Origin of the sequence: Paenibacillus sp. PAMC21692, from assembly GCF_014303795.1 — a bacterium.
Classification (GTDB): Bacteria; Bacillota; Bacilli; order Paenibacillales; family Paenibacillaceae; genus Pristimantibacillus; species Pristimantibacillus agaridevorans.
In genome coordinates, this window is sequence record NZ_CP060293.1 from 4,998,937 (window position 1) to 5,019,666 (window position 20,730).

Consider the following 20,730-nt stretch of genomic DNA (forward strand, 5'->3'; position numbering starts at 1 on the left):
GGGAGCAGATTTTGCCGAATTTTCGTTCCATGCAAGGAACTTTTGTGAAGGCGTACCGGGGGTACGTCAAGCAAAAGTGACGAAGCAGGGGGCGGAAAGGCGGTGAAAGATGCCCCTGAGCGGGTTTTCAGACACGACCTAACTACCATGAGACGACGGTGAAGGATATGAAAAATCCGATTAAAGTGTTTTCCCTTCAGGCCAATCTCTTTACTTCCTTTATTATTATTTCTGCTATTCTCATCTTAACGCTTGGAATAACCAGTTATATGATTACGAATCAAGAGGTCGTCGACAAGACGATCTCTTCGCGCATTTTGTTGCTGGATGAAATTAACAAGCAAATCGATATTCAACTGCAGGCCGTTGAATACGATTCCTTGGTTGCGGCCAGTCATCCCCTGATTGTAGAGTATTTGCAGGAGGAGGAAAACTCATTCTCCAGAATTGAGAAAAATGAGCAAGTGATCGATCTGCTAAGCAGACAGAGCTATATTAAGGAAGGTATTCATTCTGTTCAACTGTATGCCAAGGGGAGTACGAACAACTATTATTCGGGGGTAAACGGCATTTTTGCCTACTCGATTTTAGAGCAATCCCCGATGTATGAGATGATCCAGCATGCCGATTATATTTGGCTGGGTACCAATAAACTTATTAATGGCAGCTTTGTGCAGCGCAAGGATGATGTAGTCAGCTTTAGCCGCAAGGTGCTCTCGCCTGAGGGCAAGGAGCTGGGGGTACTCGTTTTTAACGTGAATATTTCATACATGCATAAGCTCATGTCGAGTCATGCAGCCGATGCCGGAAGATTTTTGCTGGATACGAATTCAAGGCTAATTCTCGATTCCAGTCAAGTGAAAAACGACGCTTTGCCATATTCCGCTATTTCTGAAGCGCTTCCTGACATGATGAATCAGGGGAACTTTCAAAAGCAATATGCCATTCACCATTTTGATGAAAAACAGCTGTTGGTTTGGAGCAAGCAGCAGCGCACACAGTGGGTGTCACTGGATTTGATTTCATGGACGGGCATCACGGCTGGCAGTCAAAAAATTAAAAATACAATTGTTATTGTGGCGGTAATTTGTGTTTTGTTGGCCACAACGTTTGCTTATTTTTTGGCGAGACAATTTGTTCATCCTATTAAAGGGCTTGTAAATGCGATGAAACATTTGAAAACAGGCAGACTGAATACGCGAATCGACAATGAATATGATAACGAATTCGGCTATTTGAACAATCATTTTAATAACATGGCTATCAATATTGAGGAGCTTATCGAGCAGCTGAATCGAAAAAATCAGCAAAAAAGAGAAGCGGATATTAAGGTTCTGCAGGAGCAAATGAACCCTCACTTTATTTATAACACGCTGGATGTGATGAATTGGCATGCCATTGAAGCAGGAGCGGGCGAGATTAGCCGTATGCTTTCATTGCTTGGAAAAATGCTCAGGATCGCGCTTTCGAGCGGCGAATCCTTTATACCGATAAGAAAAGAGGTTGAGCATATTACCTGCTACGTTGAGCTGCAAAAAATTAGATATCAGGATCAAATTCATATCCTTCTTCATATTCCGGAAACAATAAATGATTATTATTTACCTAAATTAACTTTGCAGCCTTTTGTCGAAAATGCGATTATTCATGGCTTTCATTCCAGAAGAAAAGGGTTTATAGCCATTCGTGCTTTGGAGTTGACCGATTCCATTGTTTTTATTATTGAAGATAATGGTCATGGTATGGAAGATACGGCGAAGGTAAGGGAACGGCAGCATCATGGCGTGAGCAATGTTTCGGATAGATTTGATCTTTATTTTGGCTCTGCCTATGGCGTTAATATAGAAAGCGTTCTTGATAAAGGCACAACAGTTACAATTTCAGTTCCGAAGCTTTCGTCTGTTCCATTGGATTGGGAAAGGTTAAGAGAGGGGCATGATGGTCATGAGCGCAAAGATTAAAGCAGTCATTATCGACGATGATCAAATGACTCTGCAGGGGCTAACCAGAACGATTGATTGGCAAAAGTTGAATGTAGAGATTGCTGGTCTCGCGATTGATGGCATGGAAGGGCTTGCGATGATCGAGATGCATCAGCCCGATTTAATATTGACGGATATTTACATGCCCAGAATGGATGGAATCGCTATGCTGCAGTCGGCACGACAAGCAGGCTCCAAGGCAGAGGTCATTATTTTAAGCGGTTATGATGATTTTAATTATGCTAAGTCTGCTTTAAAGCTGAAGGTTTCCGACTATTTGTCCAAACCCGCAACCGTTCCGGAAATTGAATCCGTACTGCTGGAAACCATCAAAAAGATAAAGCAAAGCAACCAGCATGAGCAGGAAGAACGGGAGCTTAAGGAACTTGTAAATTACCATTTGCCAGAAACAAAGAAGAGACTGCTTAAGGGAATGCTTGAGCCTCATTTTTGTGAAAAAGAGTTTTTTGAAAAGGCAACGAAGCAATTAGGGCTGAACTTTACCAATCAGATATTTACTGTTGCCGTGCTCGAATATGTGGTTCCAATCGGCAAAGCCCATTTTGAAAGCAAGGATTTATTAACGTATACCTATGCGGTAACAAATATATTGGAAGAATTAGTATCCAAGCAAGCGAACGTTTATTTGGCGGATGTTCAGAAAAATAAATTTGTTCTCGTATTCGCGCAGCCTCATCATCTGAGAGAAGAGACGTCTAAAAATAGAATGAAATATATTATTAAACAGTTTATAGAACCTATCAAAAATTATTTGAAGCTGGATGTATGGGGTTCGCTGGGCACAATTGAATATGAGGTTTCCTTGGTTTGGCGATCCTACCGCCATGCGATCAATGCCCTGGTTGAGAGAGCATCTGTAGAGGATAATTGGCTCGTAGTTAACGAGCAAAGCTTGAACAAGCTGTCCGAATCGCTTCCGTCTAAACCGATTGAGCATTATCAGTCATTAATGGAAGTCGTATTGGAGGGACGCTCCGATGAGCTTGCCGCCCATATTTCGGGTCTGCTTCTTACCTTGAATGAGCATAAAGCGATGAATGTGCATTATATGCGAAGCGTTGTCATTGATTTGATGGGCATGCTGACGATCAGCTTGTACCAGCAAGGTATTAATGTGGAGGATATATATTCGAATGTCCGCTGGTATCAGGATCTGGAGCGTATCAATCATGCGCAGGATTTGGAGTCCTGGCTGAAGGAAACGATGGCCCTCGTGTGCGATGCGATGGCGAATCGAGTGAATCACAAGCATAAGAAAACGGTAGATTATATTAAAAAGTATGTGAAAGAGCATTTGAATGAGGATGTTACGTTAGACATCATTGCCGATAAAGTGAGCTTGACTCGAAATTATTTAAGTCAGATTTTCAAAGATGTAACGGGCGAAAATTACAACAGCTACGTGACGCATGTTCGAATGGAGCGGGCTAAGGAGCTTATGATGAGCGGAAAATATAAGCTATATGAAATTACGGCTATGGTTGGCTATAAAAATAATGCCTATTTCAGTCAGCAGTTTAAAAAGCATATGGGATGCAATCCGTCCGATTATTGTTAACCGTATTCATATATTAACGATACTTTTTATAGATTTATATTATTTTGTTTACGATACGGTTTCCTATAATTAAAGACAGCAAGGATAAACGCATACGAGGAGTGAATGACATGACGGGCAGCAACAAGTGGTTTAAAAAACCTTTATTGATCGCATCAATATCAGCTTTGCTAATGTCGCTATTAGCGGCATGCGGTCAAGACAACGGCAATGGCGGCGGCAGCGCGACAAAAGGGGAAAATGGCAATAAGGAGCAAGGAGCACAAGAAGAAAAAATTGAATTGCGCTTTGCTTGGTGGGGATCGCAGGGCAGACATGACAGAACTTTGCAAGCGATTGCAAAATTTGAAGAGAAATATCAGAACATTAAAGTTATCCCCGAATATTCCTCTTGGGATGGGTACTGGGAGAAGCTTTCTACACAGGTATCGGCAGGCAACGCGCCCGACGTGATGCAAATGAGTATTTTGTATATTAAAGAGTATTCCGAACGCGAAGTATTGGCGGATCTCAATCCTTTTGTTGGCAGCGCTCTAAAGATTGACGATTTGAATGCGGATGTGTTAAGCAATCAAGGTACGATAGGCGGAAAACTGACAGGCATCCCGGTTGCCGATAATGCATCCGTCTTGCTCGTTAATAATGAAATGTTCGACCAAGCCAAAATCGGCAAGCCTGAAAAGGATTCGACTTGGGATGAGCTGTTTGCCATATCGCGTGAGCTGAAGGCGGCGTTAGGGGACAATGTTTACGGAATGTTCGACTCCTCTTCTTCGCTTGAGGCCTTTATGTACTATTTGTTTTCCAAAGGCGACAAGATGTACTCGGAAGATAATCGACTAGGCTATAACGATGAAAATCTTAAAGCATGGATGAGCATGTGGGAGACAGCACGCAAGGAAGGTATAGCTCCTCCCGCTAATATTACGGCTTCAGCCTTGCCGCTAAGCAATGCGGATCCGAATAAGGATGCGCTGTTAAAAGGAACAGTCGCGATGATGGGACCTACTTGGATTGCCGCTTTCCCAGCTTATCAATCCGTCATGACAGACAATGTGGATATGATATCTTATCCGCGCGCAGAGCAAACAGGCAGCGTACTGCAAACAGCGATGTTCTTTAGCGCCTCCGCTAAATCCAAGAAGCAAGAAGCAGCCGCTTTGTTGATTGATTTTCTAGTCAACAGCGAAGAGGCGGCAGATGTATTGGAAACGGAGCGCGGACTGCCAGAGAACAAAAAAGTACGCGAGTATTTAGCTCCGAAATTTACGGATCGCGACAAAAAGATGATTGCGATGCTGGAGCATGTATCGCAAAGCAATCCAGCCTGGTATGATGCAGGTCCAAAGGGAGCTGGCGAAGTAACGGCATTATTCGAGAAAGTTATTCAGAAGCATCAATTTGGCAAAGCCACGATCGAAGAAGCGGTTAAGGAATTCCGCGTAGAGGCCGACAAAATTTTTGCTAGAAATAACGGATAGTGTAAGACAGAGGAGAAGAGATATGGGAGAAAAAAAGTTTGCTATTATCGGCTGTCAGCATAATCATATTGAAATATTCATAGAGCAAATGTATCAGTCGGGCTACAGCTGTGCCGGTATTTTTGAGGAGCATGATCGAACATTAGCTGAAGTGATTGCGGAGAAGTACGAAATCCCGCTCGTGGAGAACAAGCTCTCCTTGTTGGGGGAAGCTATTGAAATCGTAGGCTGCGCAAGCATGAATAATGAAAAAATAGATGTGATTGAGCTGTGCGAGCAGTACGGTAAATCGATTATGGTCGATAAACCGGCTGTCGTAAATCAAGATGGACTGGCGCGTTTGGAAGCGATTATCGAGCGAAATCGGATAAAAGTAGGGATGCTTTTGACCGAAAGGTTCCATCCGGCTATTTATACGCTAAAGCAATATGTCGACCAAGGCAAGCTGGGGGAGCTTGTTCATATTGGCATGAGAAAGCCGCATAAGCTTAACGCTTCTTCACGCCCTGCATGGTTTTTTAACAAGGAGCAATGCGGCGGGATTTTGATCGACTTGTTAATTCATGACTATGACCTTCTGCGCTGGTTTACGGGGCAAGAGATTAAGAACTCTGCAGGTCTGGTAGGCAAAAGCGTTCTTCCGGAGCATCCAACCTTCTATAATACGGTGAATGTTCAAGTAGAGCTTGACGATGGTTTACTGACGCAGCTTTACGCCGATTGGCATACGCCGTCAAAGAGCTGGACCTGGGGCGACGGGCGTATCTTCGTTACAGGAACGAAGGGCTTTGCCGAGCTGAGGCTTAGCGGCGATCCTTTATTGGGGTCGAGCACTCCAATCATGCTTTACGCTAGCGAGGAAGAGGAATGGAACATGGTGGATCTAATCCAGCCTCATGCCACCATTACGGCAGATTTTCTTGGTTTTATAAGAGGAGAAGCATCTTTGCTTACGCACGAGGAGCTGATCAAAGCAAGCAGTGCTGTACTGGACGCTGATGCTGCCGTACTCTATAAGTTAATTCCATCATCCAAGGAGAGTGGGCCGCATGTTTAAGCCAGTTCGATTTGCGATTATGGGCTGTGGAGTTATCGCCGATATTCATGCGCAGGGCATTAACCGGCTTGAAGAAACGGTACTGTCCGCCGTTTGCGATGCAGATGAGGAGAAGGGCCGGGCATTCGCGGACAAGTTTGGCGCCAAATACTATGCGAGATATGAGGAAATGCTTGCGGATCCAGATATTGAGGTTGTAAATATATGCACGCCAAGCGGGATGCATCCCGAGCACACGATGCTTGCCGCTCGTGCAGGCAAGCATATTATTTGCGAGAAGCCGCTGGCAATCAAACTGGACGACCTGCTGCATATGATTCGGGTATGCAAAGAGGAGAACGTAAAGCTGGCAACGGTGTTTCCTAGACGGATGGCGCCAGCTGCGCAATATGTGAAGCAGCTGCTGGGAGAAGGCAAGCTGGGCAGACTCACCTTATGCGATGCTTACGTAAAAATTTATCGTTCTCAGCAATATTACGACAGCGCCGGCTGGAGAGGAACATGGGCGGTTGACGGCGGCGGAGCGATGATGAATCAAGGCATTCATATCGTTGACCTTCTGCAATGGTTTGCAGGTCCGGTGAGAACCATCTATGGAAAAGCCTGTGCTCTGCAAAGAAACATTGAAGTAGAAGACACAGCCGTTTCATCGCTTACCTTTGAAGGAGGCGGACTGGGGGTCATGGTCATGACGACAACCTCTAATCCGGAGCTTGGACAACGGGTTGAGCTTCATGGAGAAAAAGGGACTCTCGTCTATGAAGATGATCAAATCAAGCAGCTTATGATAGACGGTGAAGCCGTAGAGCTGCCGGCATTCGAGCCATTCGCCGTTCTTCCTGACGGCCACCGTATTCAGATCCGCGATATGGCGTATGCCGTGCGCGAAGGCCGGGAGCCTGTCGTAACGGGCGAGGACGGCATTCATGCGCTGCAAATGATATTGGGCACGTATGAATCTTCTCGAATAGGTAAAGAAATTGATTTGTGCATGACCGCAGACTGGTGAAGGATATTGGGTAAAATAAAAAAAGCGAAATATGATTAATTCCAGTCGGTATGGGGCTATCTCAAAAGTAAGATCGTTCGCTTGATGTAATAGCTCACTTGATGAATGAAACGTCTAAAATGAAAAAATGGTGGTGTTAGGGAGGCTATCCCTGCACCACCATTTTTGCTTTTTGGTCTATTGCCGCCTTCTTGAGCAAATTTTGGGCGAGCGAAAGCCGCCCGATCTCAATGCTTACCTTCGGCAGGCCTCGAAGCAGGAAACGTCGGAATCCCCGGTTATTCTTTATTTGCCCAAACACGCTTTCCGGTTCAATCATCCTTCGAACCGATAACGCATATCCTTCCTCGCTTCTGAGTTTTTCACGGGCTTGTTGCTTGTAACTTAAATACTTCATACTTACACTGATTTCGCGATTTCCTTTCGCTTTCGTGCACAATTCCTTAAACGGACAACCCTCGCAACTCTCGCTCCGATGGTGCCGCTTCTTTAGCTCATATCCACTTTCTGATTTCTCCACTGACGATGACTTGTGGGACAGACCCTTGGAGTCGCGCGGAGCGACTTGGGATGCGATAGCCCGAGAAAAGAGGCTATCGATTCATTGTTGCAAAGCTGGAAATGAAGCTATAATCGATCATCGACAACCTGTAAAGGAACTGAGAAGCCTTATTTTGATCATTTGGCGTGTTAGTAGAATCTAACGGAACTGGGCGACGTTATTTGTGAGAAATCGAGGCAAACCGCGAACTTGTGCCCCTCTTAAGAGCTGTCAGTTCCGTTAGAATTGCGGAAATGGCGTTTTTTGATGAAATAACGCCTTTCAGTTCCGTTGCAGTTGAGTCGCATGTATCGGTTGCATTTGGACACCTTGGGAGTGATTAATCCCAGGACCCAGGTGCCCTGGTCATGACGGCTTGGTTATGGCGCTCTCGGATGCAGATTAGTTTGTGCTGTTTACGCAACAATTGAGCGAAAATACACAATGATGGCGAGGTAAGAGCCATTCATTCGTATATTTGTACATATATACATAAATATTGGTTCAAAGGGGTCCCGAACGACGATGTGAAGTGAGGATTTGTGTATTTTCGTACAAATCGCTGTACAGGGGCCAAATAGGTTTCGGAAATTGGGGAGAAGTGTACAAATGTGCAGAGAAGCCGATGTTTGGGCCTCGCAATGTGCAAACGAATCCCTCTGAACGATATCCCATCGACTCAGACAAGATTGCATATTCATTTGCATGTATAGAGGGGTTACTAATACACCATGCAAAAATACTCCATACGTATGCGACAAGTCCGCTATGTTCATGCTATTTGGCGGCACTCGAACGTAAGGAGGGCTGTCCCAAAAGTGTTCAAATGATAGGGAAGCGTTCCAATTTACACGCAAAAGGACCTCGAATTCCACTGTAAAGTGGGATGAGGTCCTTTTCTTGAAAAAAACCGACTTGACGTGGGGCTCGAAAAATCCCAAATTGGCTTTTGGGACAGCCCCTGTTTTCTATAACTTATTAGATGTTTTTTTGCCAAACAGGGGCAAGTTATGCCATTATCATCTTAGACAATGCGGAAAAGGTGATGACAGATGAATATTCGCAAGCTCAGGCTGCATGACATAGGCAATACGCTATCGAGCGAGGATCGCGACGAATACGAGAAGGACTACGCCAGACTGATCCAGTCGCCGGCATTCCGGAGGCTGCAAGGCAAATCGCAGGTGTTCGGGGCGGGCTCCGGAGATTACTATCGCACCCGGCTGACCCACTCGCTGGAAGTATCGCAGATCGCCAGAGAGGTGGCGCGCCGGCTAGGCAAAACGTATTCGTTCCTGGCGAAGAACGAGCATCCGGGCTTGCTGCTGGTTCCCGAGGTGGTGGAATGCGCGGCGCTCGCGCACGACCTCGGCCACCCGCCGTTCGGCCACAAAGGAGAAGAGGTGCTGAATGATATTTTGCGGGCCGGATACGGCATTCCGTATGAAGGCAACGCGCAGAACTTCCGTATTCTCATGTTTCTGGAAAAGCGGGCCGGAAGCGAGCGCGGCCTAGACTTATCTGCCGCCGTACTTCTTGCGACAAACAAATACCCCTTTAATCTGAACGACCCTGGGCGGATGAAGGGCGTTTATCCCATGGAGTGGGCGGGAATCGACTATTTGCGCGGATTATGGGGGATGCCGGAGGGCTGCAGCACGCTGGAAGCCCAGCTCATGGATCTTTGCGACGATATCGCCTATTCCACCCACGACATCGAAGACGGCATTCGCGCGGGCAAAATCCTGTTGTCCGACGACTTTTTTGAGGACGATCGGCTTGTGAAGCGGGTCGTGCAGGAGATCATCGATGATCCCGCAACGATGGAGGCTGTCCATTGGGAGAAGGCCGATCTGAGGGGCATGGTAAAGACGGTCCTCGACGACTACTACCGGCAGTGGAAGGAAGTGTACGTCCAGTACGGTCGCGAAGCTTCGCGAACACGCCGCGAGATGAAGGCGCGGTGGGTCAGCAGGTTCGCCAACAGCGTCGGTATCATCGACGATCCCAGGACGGGGTGGAAACGAATTACATTCGTGAGAGACGGAGCCGAGGATCTGGAGCTGCTGCGGACGATGGAAATATTGAAGAAGCTCGCATGGGTGACGCTGATCAAGGATTTCCGCGTACAACGGCTGCAGAAGCGGAGCGAGAATATGTTGAAGCGTCTATGGGACAGCCTGGAAGATTACGAGACCGGGCGTCTCATCTTGCCGCCGGATTGGGTGGAGAGCTACGACACGCAAAATGGCGCATGGCCATGGGAACGGCTTGTCGCCGACTACATCGCCGGCATGACGGACGCTTACGCCGAGAAGGTGTATACGGAACTGTTCGCCAGCCGCTCGGGCTCCATCTATGAGCGGGATTAAGGGAAGTCGAAAGAAGCGGATCAAACAGCAGATGATTCCCGGCAGGAAGCGGGAATCATCTTTTTTGTTCTTCTGCATATAGTTTAGGGCAGAAGTACGAGCCCGTTCCGCTGGCGCCAGCCTGTTGGAGACGAGCCGTCAGTCCCTGCGGATCGGAGTCGATGGAGGATGAAGAGAAGCGCAACTTTCGAGGAGGCCGGTCGCGACGGAGTCGCGACGGAGCTGGATTTTACGATACAAGGGATGAGCTGCTCGGCCTGCGCGGGCAGAATTGAACGTGCGGTTGGCCGAATGGAAGGAATCCGTGAAGCGGCGGTCAGCTTTCCGCTTCGTACAGCGTGGGTGCAGATGGATGCCGGCAAGGTTTCGCGCGAGGAAGTCGAGCGCAAAATCAATACTCTCGGATTTACCGCTATGACGACGGAGTCGGCGGGACGAGGGCTGCGCAAGGAACGTATCGCATTGCTTATCCGCTTTATCGCTTCGGCGCTGCTCACGCTGCCGCTGCTGGCTTCGATGCTGCAGCATATTCCCTTCTTGCAGCCCCTAGCGAGCTTCTTGCCTCTATGGCTTCACCAGCCTTGGCTGCAGTTGATTCTGGCTACGCTGATCCAGTTCGTCATCGGAATGCCGTTCTACTTCGGCGCTTATCATGCCATCAGGCAGCGCAGCGCCAATATGGATGTCCTTGTTGCGCTGGGCACGACGGCGGCTTATCTGTACAGCCATTACGTCGTTTTTACGGAAGGTTTTGTTCATTCGGCGGATTGGCCGCATCATGCGGCTCCGCTTTATTTTGAGACGTCGGCGGTCGTCATTACGGCCATTCTCCTCGGCAAGCTGATCGAGACGAACGCCTCTCTGCGCACGTACGACGAATCGTTCGGTTTCGGGCAACTTCAGAGCGGCACGGCGAAAGTGGAGAGAGAAGGGGAGATCGTCGAGATCCGGACGGAATTCGTCCGCGAAGGAGAGATCGTCATCGCGAACGGCGGCGATCTGATTCCGGTAGACGGTACGGTCGCAAGCGGCGAATCCATGGTGGATGAGTCGTTGCTGACCGGCGAAAGTCTAGGCGCGGCGAAGCTGCCCGGCGACGATGTATGGGCGGGGACAAGAAATGTATACGGCACGCTGCGGATCAAGACCAAGGCGGCCGGTCACGATACGATGGTAAGCCGAATTGCGGAGCTGGTCAGACAAGGGCAACGCTCCAAGTCGAGCATACAATTCCAAGTAGACGCGGCTGCGGGCTGGTTCGTTCCGATGATGCTTATAGTGGCTGCCTTGAGTTTATTGTTATGGGGATTATGGCTGAAGCCCGGCGATTGGGGGCATGCGGCGACTTGCGCCATTGCCGTCCTGCTCGCCGCTTGTCCGTGCGCGCTGGGACTGGCGGCGCCAATCTCGCTCGCCATCGCATCGGGCAGACTGGCGAAGCGTGGCATCATCGCAAAGGAAGCGAGCGTGCTGGAGCGGCTTGCCGCGATTCGGACGATCGTTCTCGACAAGACGGGAACGTTGACGGAGGGCAAACCGAAGGTAAAGCATATGCAGGCATTTTCGATGGGCCAATCAGTTTTGCTGCGAGTGACCGCAGCCTTGGAAGCGGAATCCCGCCATCCCTTGGCCGAGGCGTTGCGGGAGGAAGCGCGAAGGCTCGGCATGAAGATCACGGCAGCGGAGGAAATTGTGACGACCGTTGCCGGTGGCGTGAAGGGACGCATACATGGCATTAATTACACGTACGGCAATCTGAGGCATATCGAACGCGAAGGATATCGCATTGGAGCTGCTGCCGGGCAGGCGGCCAAGCTGCGGGAGCGGCTAGGGGAGACGGTGCTGTATGCGATGAAGGAAGGGGAATGTATCGGTATCGTCGGTTATTCGGATCGTTTGAAAAGCGACGCGGCACAGACTGTCAAGGATCTTCGCAAGCTCGGCGTCGAACCGATGATCGCGACCGGAGATCATGAAGCCCCCGCGAGAGCCGCGGCATCGACGCTTGGCATCCGCGATGTAAGGTCGTCCATGCTTCCGGAAGACAAGCTTGCTTATGTCGAAAGCTTGAAGTCTCATGGCGCAAAGGCTGCTTTTGCCGGAGACGGCTGGAACGACGCGCCGGCGCTGGCTGCCGCGGATGTCGGGATCGCGATGGGAGACGGGACGGAAGGCGCGTTGGCTGCCGGCCATATGACGCTGCTGTTCTCGAGGTTGCCCGCCATACCGGAGGCCATACGGATCAGCCGACAAACCTTGCGCAATATTCGGCAAAATCTGGCTTTCGCGCTGCTTTATAACGCCTTCATTATCCCCTTCGCCGCGATGGGCATGTTGCAGCCATGGATGGCCGGAACCGCGATGGCGCTTAGCTCGGTATCGGTAGTCGGCAATGCGTTGCGCCTGCGGGGAGGCTTGAGTATGACGGAAGCAAGAGGATTGCAAGGATGATCACCTGGCAGACGGCCGGACTGGTGCTTCTAACGGGATTGTTCAGCGCTCCGCATTGCATCGGCATGTGCGGCGGCATCGTATCGTCGGTATCGCTGCATTCGGGATTGACGGCTACGAGGTCGATGCTGTTGTACAACGCGGGACGGATTTTGTCTTATAGCGCAATGGGCGCGATGATGGGCGCCGTAGGTTCGTTCGTCGATGTTGCGGGCGACCTGGCTGGCGTGCGGGGGCTGGCCTCCATCATCGGAGGCGTGTTCGTGCTTCTCTGGCTTTGGCGCAGATTTCAACTTCCGCTTATGGGCAGGCTGTCCGGCATGCTTCATCGAGGTCTGGCGGGCGGGGGGGCTTCGGCGGATGGAGAATCCGTTGCGCGCCCGAGTCGTACCAGCGACTCCATGCACGTGATCGCGACGGGAATCGCCTTCGGCTTTTTGCCTTGCGGCTTAACTTATGCCATGGGGATGAATGCAGCGGCATCAGGCTCGATGCTGGAAGGCGCTTTGATCATGATGCTGTTCGGTCTCGGCACCTTCCCTGCGTTGGCGGCAGCCGCATCCATCGCGGCATTCGCGAACCGTCGCTGGCGGCGTTTTATGCGGAGGGCAGGTGTCGTCACGGCGGCTGCCGTCGGCATTGTCGCGATTCTCAGAGGGCTGGCGGTAAACGGATGGATTCCGTCGATCTCGCCTTGGTTGTGGTAATCCGCCGGCGAATGCGAACACGAACACGAACGACTTACGGTGCAAGGCAGGGCGTCATCGCATAGAGCAGCATCAGAAAGCTGTACAAGTTATTGTAATTAAATATTAATGACATTAATATATTGCCTTCAAAGTTCTGGAGATTGTAAAAGATTCGCCGTTAGCAGGCTCAATAACTGCGGTCGCACGCCATAGGCCAGCCATAAGCGGCATGCCATCTCCTTCGTATTGACCGGGGTATGTTTCCTGCAAGTCGAATAAATAATCGCCGCATAACATATTCAGCATTTCCAGCTTTACGTTAATAACGGAATCCGTTAGGGGCTCGCCGAAGTCGTCCCGCAAGACGAGTACAAAAGGATTCGGTTGAAGTACGACGGCCGGATATTGTTCGATGGACCATTCGATTTGCACATCGGGCCGATCATGCAGCGTTGTTGCGGAATCGGCAGCGTCGGCAGACAATGAGAGCGTGGTCAAATAGATGACAATAGCTATTAATAGAATGGCTGCTGCCCAAAGCATATATTTCCATCGGTTTGACGATCCTGCTGCATTCTGCCCGGTTGCATTCGTAAGCTCGGTTTTATACAAGCGATTACCTCCTTTAAACATGTGCCGCCGGGTTCCGGAGCAGGTTCCCGTTTCTTACTCGTATGCAGGGACGCGCACCCGTTATGCGAATCAGTCATTAAAAATACGGATATACGATGGACAAATAGGGGGAGCAAGTGTATAGTTACTACTGACCAAGTTGAATAGCATTGATAGAGGCGTCAAGCTCTACCGCAAGGCCGCTGCACAGCGTCCCGCGCGGTTGAGCCTTGACTTAATTGGGGAAGCCGGTTGAAATCCGGCGCGGACCCGCCACTGTAAGGAAGGGAGCCTGCAGAGATTGTTTGCATGGTCTCCGAGCGCGGCAGCATGAAAACATCGAACATTCCGTTCGATAAAACATGCCGACTCAACTTCCAAGCCAGGATACCAGCCTGTATCTTTACGCCGTTGCCTACGCGGAATTAGGCTGGTGTTGGATGGGGCAATACCTGGCCGATTTGGCGGGTATACGCGAGCATTTCCGGCACATGTGCTGGAAGTGCTTTTTTGTTGTTAATTTCGCTGAAATCATGAACTGTGAAACGGGTCTAAGATGAAGAGAGAGTGGGGAACCAACCTTGAAACAAAAAAAAGTATGGAGCGCGAAATCCTGGCTTAGCTTGCTGATGATCGTCCTTATGCTGACGCTTGCGGCATGTTCGGGCAACAATGACAAAACGGCGGGAGGCGCATCGGCCGAACCATCGCCAACGGCGTCGACACAACCGCAAGAGACGGAAGCAACAGCCGAAGAGACGGTTTATCCGCTGACGATAGTCGACGTAACCGGGACGGAGCTTGTGTTTGACAAAGCGCCGACTGCTGTCGTATCGATCGCCCCTAGCGAGACAGAATCCATCTTTGCCATCGGCGGCGGCGAAAAAGTCGTTGGCGTCGACAGCAACAGCAATTATCCGGAGGAAGTGAAGGGATTGCCGCAGGTCGGCGATTATATAACGAATATCGAAGCCGTTGCCGCGCTGAATCCGGATCTCGTCCTGGCTGCTTCTATGAACGGCGATGCCATTACGAAGCTCCGCGAACTGGATATTCCCGTATACGTAACGGATCCGAAGTCTTACGAAGAAGTCGTTGCCAAACTCGAAGATCTTGGTAAAATAATGAATATGAATACTGCCGCTGCGGAAGCGGCCGATAAAATGCGCTCAACGCTTGCCCAAGTGACGAACGCGGTGAAGGATGCCGAAAAGAAAAAGGTTTACCTGGAGATTAGCCCAGGCTGGACCGTCGGCTCGGGCGAATTTCTGGACGCTATGATTACGCTGGCCGGCGGCACAAACGTCGCAGCTTCTCAGCCAGGGTGGTTCGAGGTCAACGTCGAGGAAGTCATTACGCAGAATCCTCAAATTATTATCTATCCTGAATACGGAGAAGGAAGCCCGACTGAAGCGGATATCGTGGCGCGCCCAGGCTGGTCTGAACTTGACGCCGTGAAAAACGATGCCATCATCGCCGTCGCGAACGATCCCCTCGTACGCGTGGGTCCGCGCCTGGCCGACTCCTTGCTGGAGCTGGCCAAGGCTATTCATCCCGAGCTTATAAAATAAGCACATGAACAGAACATTAATCGGTTATGGAGGAGCAGCTATGCTCCTTCTTGCTGTTTCTATCACTGCCAGTTTGTCTATGGGCTCCGCGGGGCTGTCTTTCGCGGACGTATGGGGCATCTTGCTCCATCAGCTGCCCTGGATGCCGGAAGCGGATACGATATGGTCCCGCGGCGAGGTGGCGATCGTCATGCAGGTCAGACTGTCGCGCGTGCTGCTAGCCGTGCTAGTCGGCGCTTGTCTTGCGCTTGCGGGCACGGGTTTTCAAGGCGTGCTTCGCAACCCGCTTGCTGATCCGTACACGCTTGGCGTTGCGTCGGGGAGCTCGGTTGGCGCTGCTTTCTTGATTTTATTCGGCTTTCAGCTGGCCATTGGAGTCTGGACGATTCCGATTGTCGCTTTCCTGACGGGAATTGCGACCCTGCTAGGCGTAATCGCCTTATCGCGTTCCAATGGCGTGATGCAAATCCAGACGCTTATTTTGTCGGGAGTCATTCTGCAATCATTCCTTGGCGCTTTCGTTTCGCTGATGGTGTCGATGTCGGAGGGCGTCGTCAATCAAATCCTGTTCTGGATCATGGGCTCGCTCGCGATGCGAGGATGGGAGCATGTGACGATGCTGCTTCCGTTTCTATTGATCGGGCTGGTCATATTGATCGCATACAGCGGCACGATGAATTTATTCGTACTCGGAGAAAGGCAGGCCGCCCATCTTGGCGTGCGGGTCGAACGAACCAAACTGATTGTCTTGGTCGCGTCCACGCTGCTAACGGCAGCCGCGGTGTCCGTCTCCGGCGTAATCGGCTTTGTAGGTCTCGTTGTGCCGCATATGATCCGGCTAATCGTCGGACCGGATTATCGGTACATCACTCCTTTGTCGGCGATTGCCGGCGGTATTTTTCTACTGTGGGCGGATACGCTGGCCAGGACGGCGCTTAGTCCAAAGGAACTGCCGCTCGGAGTCGTTACGGCGCTGGTCGGCGCGCCCTTTTTTGCTTACTTGCTGCATCGCCGGATGAAGGATCAGAGAGGAGAGGAGTAGGATGGAGCTTTCGCTGAATAACATCTCCTATTCCGTGCCAGGCAAACGAATCTTGCAAAATATAAACGAGAGTTTTAAACCGGGGCGATTCTACGGCATTATTGGGCCTAACGGCGTTGGCAAGTCGACGCTGCTCAAGCTGCTGTCCGGGATCGAGAAACCTGAGCAGGGCGAAGCTCGTTTGGACGGACGCGACATTAGCGCTATCCCGCGCAAGGAACTTGCTCGTGACGTTGCGGTTCTGCAGCAAGGCGGCTTAGCGCCGGTTGGTTTTACCGTAAAAGAGATTGTGCGGATGGGCCGTTTTCCATATCAGAGCTGGCTTGGAGGCGAGTCCGCCGATCCGGAGCCGTTAATTAATGAAGCGTTGGAGTCGATGGGATTAACCGGGCTGCAGCATCGTCGCTTGCATCAGTTAAGCGGAGGCGAACGTCAGCGCGTTGCGCTTGCCAAGCTGATGGTGCAGCAGCCTCGGATTTTGCTGCTCGACGAACCTACGACGTATCTCGATATCGGGTATCAGCTCCAATTGCTGGACAATGTGCGTGCCTGGCAAAAGAGCGAAGGGCTGCTCGTTATCGCCGTTTTGCATGATCTGAATTTGGCGGCGATGTATGCGGACGAGCTTCTTGCTTTGCATGACGGCAAAGTGCTGGCGAGAGGCGTGCCGGATGCCGTTTTGCAGCCTGATCTCATCGAGACGATGTATGAGACGCGAGCGACGATCATTCGTCATCCCGAGCTGGACGTTCCTCAGGTTATGCTTGCACCTGGCGTTATAAAATCTAACGGACTATTATCCCGAAGTTTAGAAGCGCATGTAAGACGTCTTTAGCCGATATCAAGGAGGAAGTTTCATAATGGCAATCGAGGAATTGGAGCAGAAGTTGAAGGACGTCATCATGTCTATTCCTGCATATGACACGGATGCCGCTGAACGGGCACGGCGACATTCGGATCAATTGACGAAGCCTCCCGGCAGCTTGGGCAAGCTGGAGGAAATGGCGGCAAGGCTGGCTGGCATAAGCGGCAAGCTGTGGCCGGACCTGTCGCGGCGAGCGGTTATCGTGATGGCCGGCGATCATGGCGTATGCGAGGAAGGGGTCAGTGCGTTTCCATCCGCCGTAACTCCGCAGATGGTCATGAACTTCCTGCATGGAGGCGCGGCAGTGAATGTATTAGCCCGCCAGGCCGGCGCGGAGGTGGTCTGCGTAGATATGGGGGTAGCGGCAGATCTGTCTCATCCGGATTTGATATCGCGTAAAGTTGTTTATGGAACCGCCAATATGGCGAGAGGCGCGGCAATGAGCCGAGAACAGACACTTCAGGCCATTGTGGCAGGCATTAATATCGCCGAAGAGAAGGCCAAGCAAGGCATCGCCCTGTTCGCTACCGGAGAGATGGGAATCGGCAACACGACTGCAAGCGCGGCAATCGCATCCGTGCTGGGCGGTTTGTCTGCGGAGCTGGCCGTCGGCAGAGGGACGGGTATCGGAGATGAAGCTCTGATGCGCAAGATCGAAGTCGTACGCAAGGCCATCGCGGTAAATGAGCCAAATCCGGGCGATCCCGTCGATGTTTTGGCCAAAGTGGGCGGCGCGGAGATCGCAGGACTGGCGGGCGTTATGATAGGGGCCGCGGCGAACCGTTGTCCCGTCGTTATCGACGGGTACATTTCGTCTGCCGCGGCATTGGCGGCTGCGCGGCTGGCGCCAGGGGCGTTGCCTTATATGTTGGCGTCCCATTTGTCGCATGAACACGCGCATGGCGCTTTGCTGGAGGTGATCGGTCTGTCTCCGATCATTCATCTTGAGATGCGTTTGGGTGAAGGAACGGGAGCTGTGCTTAGCTTCCACTTGATCGACGCAGCTATTCAGTTAATGACGGAGATGGCGACGTTCGACAGTGCGGGCGTCTCGAAAGGATAGGAGGAAACGAAGTATGGCCGTTCTTATTACGGGAGGAGCGCGCAGCGGCAAAAGCGCGTTCGCGGAGCGTTACGCCCGCTCCATCCGCAAGGAAGGCATCTACGTGGCGACAGGACAAGCGTTTGACGACGAAATGGCGGATCGAATCCGGCAGCATCGCCTCGATCGCGAGAAACAGGCCGGGATAACGTGGACAACAGTCGAAGAACCTTTCAAGCTAGCGGAATGGCTGCAAACTTACACGGACAATGGCCATTCTAATGGTAGCCTCCAATCAGAGCCCCATCATTCCCGTCCGAATGCGATAAGCGGCAATTTGCGTAGTCCCGTTATTCTTGTAGATTGTTTGACATTATGGCTGACCAATCATCTCCTGAGGGAAGAGGAAGACCCGTCTGTACAGCTATCCGTGGAAATCGACAAGCTGATCGCCGCCATTTCCGCGTTCCCCTTGCCACTGCTCCTTGTCACCAACGAGGTCGGCGACGGAATAGTACCCAGCTATCCGCTCGGGCGGCGATTCCGCGACGAAGCAGGGCGATTAAATCAACGCGCAGCTGCCGTGTCCGAACGCGTTTTTCTCGTGACGTCCGGCATCCCGGTTGATCTTCGTTCCATCGCGTTCCGCTTCGAAGAGGATATATGATCTACAGCTTTCAGGAGCTCCTGCTGTTATCGGCTGCGGCCATCGTTATTGACTGGATCATCGGCGATCCCCGTTGGCCGACGCATCCCGTTATCTGGATAGGGCGATGGATACGCTGGATCGAGAAGCGGCTATTGACGGATCGGCATCGGAAACATCCGTTCGCGGGGCGATCATTAGGTTGTCTGCTTACAGTTTCTACTATGCTGCTCTGCATGGGGACGGTATGGGGAATAGTCGCAATCGCCGACTTCATTCATCTTTGGCTTGGTTATGCGGTTTCGGCTTGGCTGATCTCGACGACGATTGCGGTCAAAGGGCTGAAAGATGCGGCAATGCTTGTCTATACACCGCTTGCCAATGGCGATCTGCCGGAGGCTCGCCGTTATGTCGGCTACATCGTCGGCAGGGATACTTCCAGTCTCGATGAACGGGAAGTGACGCGGGCGACAGTCGAGACCGTTTCGGAGAATACGGTTGATGCGTTCGTTTCGCCCATTTTGTTCGCGCTTTTGGGAGGCGCGCCACTGGCCATGTTGTATCGTGGCGTTAACACGCTCGACTCTATGGTTGGTTACCGCAATGACCGTTATCGTTATTACGGATGGTGTTCCGCCCGAATGGATGATCTTCTCAATCTTATACCGGCCAGAGTAACCGGCCTCTGCATGATTATCGCGGCAGCTATTATGCCGGGAATGAATCCATGGAGAGCATTGACAAGCATATGGGTTTTCGCCCGCCGTCATCCGAGCCCGAACAGCGGCATTCCGGAATCGGCAACTGCTGGCGCGCTCGGAATTGAGCTTGGGGGACGCAATGTATACTTTGGCACGGTCAGCGAACGGGCGAAAATGGGTTATCCGTTGCGGCCGATTTCTATTGAAGATACCCGCTCCGTCATCAGGTTGTTATATGCCGTTAGTTGTATGGTTGGAATAGGAGTGCTGCTGACATGGTTCGTCGTTCGTTGAAGGAAGAATGGTTCGCGGCCATTGCGGCCATCCAATTTCTCACCAGATTGCCTATACCCGTTGTCGTGCCTTTCGAGCCGCGTGTTTTGGCGCGGAGCGTGGCTTACTTTCCATTGGCTGGTCTGGCTATTGGCGTTTTGACTGCTGGATTGGCATGGTTGCTGTCATTCGTGTTGCCGCTCTGGCCAGCATCGATTCTTACGTTAGCCGTTTGGCTCGGACTAAGCGGCGGACTTCATCTCGATGGCTGGATGGATACGGCAGACGGCGTACTGAGCCATCGTTCCCGCGAGCGAATGCTGGATATTATGAAGGACAGTCGGGTTGGCGCGATGGGAGCGGCGGCGGCAATTCTGCTTCTCATGCTCAAAGCATCGCTACTGGTTGAACTGATGGGTTATGGGATAACCGCTTTGTTGCCCGCACTGATTGCTGCTTCCTGTTTTGGAAGAACCGCGATGGCTTTGGCGATTGTCGGCTGGCCGCCAGCACGTAAAACGGAAGGTTTGGGCTCGTTGTTTAATGGGGTTAATAAACGACGGACGGCCGTTAATTATGTTTTATCTGTCGTATTTTGTTACATTATATTAAATGTTAACGGGGTTAATGAAATAAATTCATTGTCGATATCGCTCGTCGCATCATTGTTTATGTCGTTAATTGTCTGGGGATTTGGCGGCTGGTTGGCCCGGAAGCTTGGAGGTTTGACCGGCGATACATATGGAGCGATTAACGAAGCGGTCGAAGCGGCGATTCTGATCCTGACTGTCGTCGGTGTACGACTTTGGATGTAAGT

Annotated in this window: 17 protein-coding genes and 1 riboswitch; of the genes, 15 read left to right on the forward strand and 2 right to left on the reverse strand. The window is 51.1% G+C overall.

Annotated elements, in window-relative coordinates; genetic code table 11:
• Positions 1 to 167: 167 nt before the first annotated feature.
• The 5 genes from H7F31_RS19990 to H7F31_RS20010 all read left to right on the forward strand — a co-directional run bounded on the left by H7F31_RS19990 (position 168) and on the right by H7F31_RS20010 (position 7,108).
• On the forward strand, positions 168 to 1,961 hold the full coding sequence (locus H7F31_RS19990) for a sensor histidine kinase (protein ID WP_261800539.1): 1,794 nt from the start codon (positions 168 to 170) through the stop codon (positions 1,959 to 1,961).
• The gene (locus tag H7F31_RS19995; protein ID WP_187100213.1) at positions 1,945 to 3,561 is read left to right on the forward strand and encodes a response regulator transcription factor; all 1,617 of its coding nucleotides are present in this window, start codon (positions 1,945 to 1,947) and stop codon (positions 3,559 to 3,561) included. Before H7F31_RS19990 ends, H7F31_RS19995 begins: the two co-directional genes overlap by 17 nt.
• Positions 3,562 to 3,671: 110 nt before the next feature.
• Positions 3,672 to 5,042, forward strand: a complete 1,371-nt coding sequence (locus H7F31_RS20000; RefSeq protein WP_187100214.1) for an ABC transporter substrate-binding protein — start codon at positions 3,672 to 3,674, stop codon at positions 5,040 to 5,042.
• 22 nt (positions 5,043 to 5,064) lie between these two features.
• Positions 5,065 to 6,099, forward strand: a complete 1,035-nt coding sequence (locus H7F31_RS20005; RefSeq protein ID WP_187100215.1) for a Gfo/Idh/MocA family protein — start codon at positions 5,065 to 5,067, stop codon at positions 6,097 to 6,099.
• Complete coding sequence (locus tag H7F31_RS20010) at positions 6,092 to 7,108, forward strand: Gfo/Idh/MocA family protein (RefSeq protein WP_187100216.1); 1,017 nt, start codon at positions 6,092 to 6,094, stop codon at positions 7,106 to 7,108. The genes H7F31_RS20005 and H7F31_RS20010 overlap by 8 nt, the downstream gene beginning before the upstream one ends.
• 145 nt (positions 7,109 to 7,253) lie before the next feature.
• Here the strand turns inward: H7F31_RS20010 and H7F31_RS20015 are convergent, their stop codons facing one another.
• On the reverse strand, positions 7,254 to 7,628 hold the full coding sequence (locus H7F31_RS20015) for a transposase (RefSeq protein WP_261800063.1): 375 nt from the start codon (positions 7,626 to 7,628) through the stop codon (positions 7,254 to 7,256).
• A gap of 1,073 nt (positions 7,629 to 8,701) precedes the next feature.
• On the opposite strand from H7F31_RS20015, the gene H7F31_RS20020 reads away from it, so the two are divergent.
• The 3 genes from H7F31_RS20020 (at position 8,702) to H7F31_RS20030 (ending at position 13,179) form a co-directional block, all read left to right on the forward strand.
• Entirely contained in the window at positions 8,702 to 10,021 is a 1,320-nt protein-coding gene (locus tag H7F31_RS20020; protein ID WP_187100217.1) for a deoxyguanosinetriphosphate triphosphohydrolase family protein, read from the forward strand.
• Between the two features lie 168 nt (positions 10,022 to 10,189).
• The gene (locus H7F31_RS20025) at positions 10,190 to 12,472 is read left to right on the forward strand and encodes a heavy metal translocating P-type ATPase (protein ID WP_187100218.1); all 2,283 of its coding nucleotides are present in this window, start codon (positions 10,190 to 10,192) and stop codon (positions 12,470 to 12,472) included.
• Positions 12,469 to 13,179, forward strand: a complete 711-nt coding sequence (locus H7F31_RS20030) for a sulfite exporter TauE/SafE family protein (RefSeq protein WP_187100219.1) — start codon at positions 12,469 to 12,471, stop codon at positions 13,177 to 13,179. The genes H7F31_RS20025 and H7F31_RS20030 overlap by 4 nt, the downstream gene beginning before the upstream one ends.
• Positions 13,180 to 13,293: 114 nt before the next feature.
• Here the strand turns inward: H7F31_RS20030 and H7F31_RS20035 are convergent, their stop codons facing one another.
• The gene (locus H7F31_RS20035; protein WP_187100220.1) at positions 13,294 to 13,773 is read right to left on the reverse strand and encodes a hypothetical protein; all 480 of its coding nucleotides are present in this window, start codon (positions 13,771 to 13,773) and stop codon (positions 13,294 to 13,296) included.
• A gap of 192 nt (positions 13,774 to 13,965) precedes the next feature.
• Positions 13,966 to 14,187: riboswitch (cobalamin riboswitch) on the forward strand.
• A 167-nt stretch (positions 14,188 to 14,354) separates the two neighbouring features.
• Here H7F31_RS20035 and H7F31_RS20040 point away from each other — a divergent pair.
• Genes H7F31_RS20040 through cobS form a run of 7 tightly spaced genes read left to right on the forward strand, consistent with a single transcriptional unit; the run spans position 14,355 to position 20,728 of the window.
• Complete coding sequence (locus H7F31_RS20040) at positions 14,355 to 15,344, forward strand: ABC transporter substrate-binding protein (RefSeq protein ID WP_261800064.1); 990 nt, start codon at positions 14,355 to 14,357, stop codon at positions 15,342 to 15,344.
• Positions 15,345 to 15,348: 4 nt separating this feature from the next.
• Positions 15,349 to 16,386, forward strand: coding sequence for a FecCD family ABC transporter permease (locus tag H7F31_RS20045; protein ID WP_187100221.1), 1,038 nt, complete (start codon positions 15,349 to 15,351; stop codon positions 16,384 to 16,386).
• Position 16,387: 1 nt separating this feature from the next.
• A complete protein-coding gene (locus H7F31_RS20050) occupies positions 16,388 to 17,221 on the forward strand; it encodes an ABC transporter ATP-binding protein (RefSeq protein ID WP_187100222.1) in 834 nt (277 codons plus the stop codon).
• A gap of 25 nt (positions 17,222 to 17,246) precedes the next feature.
• Positions 17,247 to 18,314, forward strand: coding sequence for a nicotinate-nucleotide--dimethylbenzimidazole phosphoribosyltransferase (gene cobT / locus H7F31_RS20055; protein WP_187100223.1), 1,068 nt, complete (start codon positions 17,247 to 17,249; stop codon positions 18,312 to 18,314).
• Between the two features lie 13 nt (positions 18,315 to 18,327).
• Positions 18,328 to 18,960 carry a bifunctional adenosylcobinamide kinase/adenosylcobinamide-phosphate guanylyltransferase gene (locus tag H7F31_RS20060; RefSeq protein ID WP_187100224.1) on the forward strand — a complete coding sequence of 211 codons (633 nt, stop codon included), beginning with the start codon at positions 18,328 to 18,330 and terminating at the stop codon, positions 18,958 to 18,960.
• Positions 18,957 to 19,934 carry an adenosylcobinamide-phosphate synthase CbiB gene (gene cbiB, locus H7F31_RS20065; protein ID WP_187100225.1) on the forward strand — a complete coding sequence of 326 codons (978 nt, stop codon included), beginning with the start codon at positions 18,957 to 18,959 and terminating at the stop codon, positions 19,932 to 19,934. The genes H7F31_RS20060 and cbiB overlap by 4 nt, the downstream gene beginning before the upstream one ends.
• On the forward strand, positions 19,916 to 20,728 hold the full coding sequence (gene cobS, locus H7F31_RS20070) for an adenosylcobinamide-GDP ribazoletransferase (RefSeq protein ID WP_187100226.1): 813 nt from the start codon (positions 19,916 to 19,918) through the stop codon (positions 20,726 to 20,728). The genes cbiB and cobS overlap by 19 nt, the downstream gene beginning before the upstream one ends.
• The last annotated feature ends 2 nt before the right edge of the window (positions 20,729 to 20,730 follow it).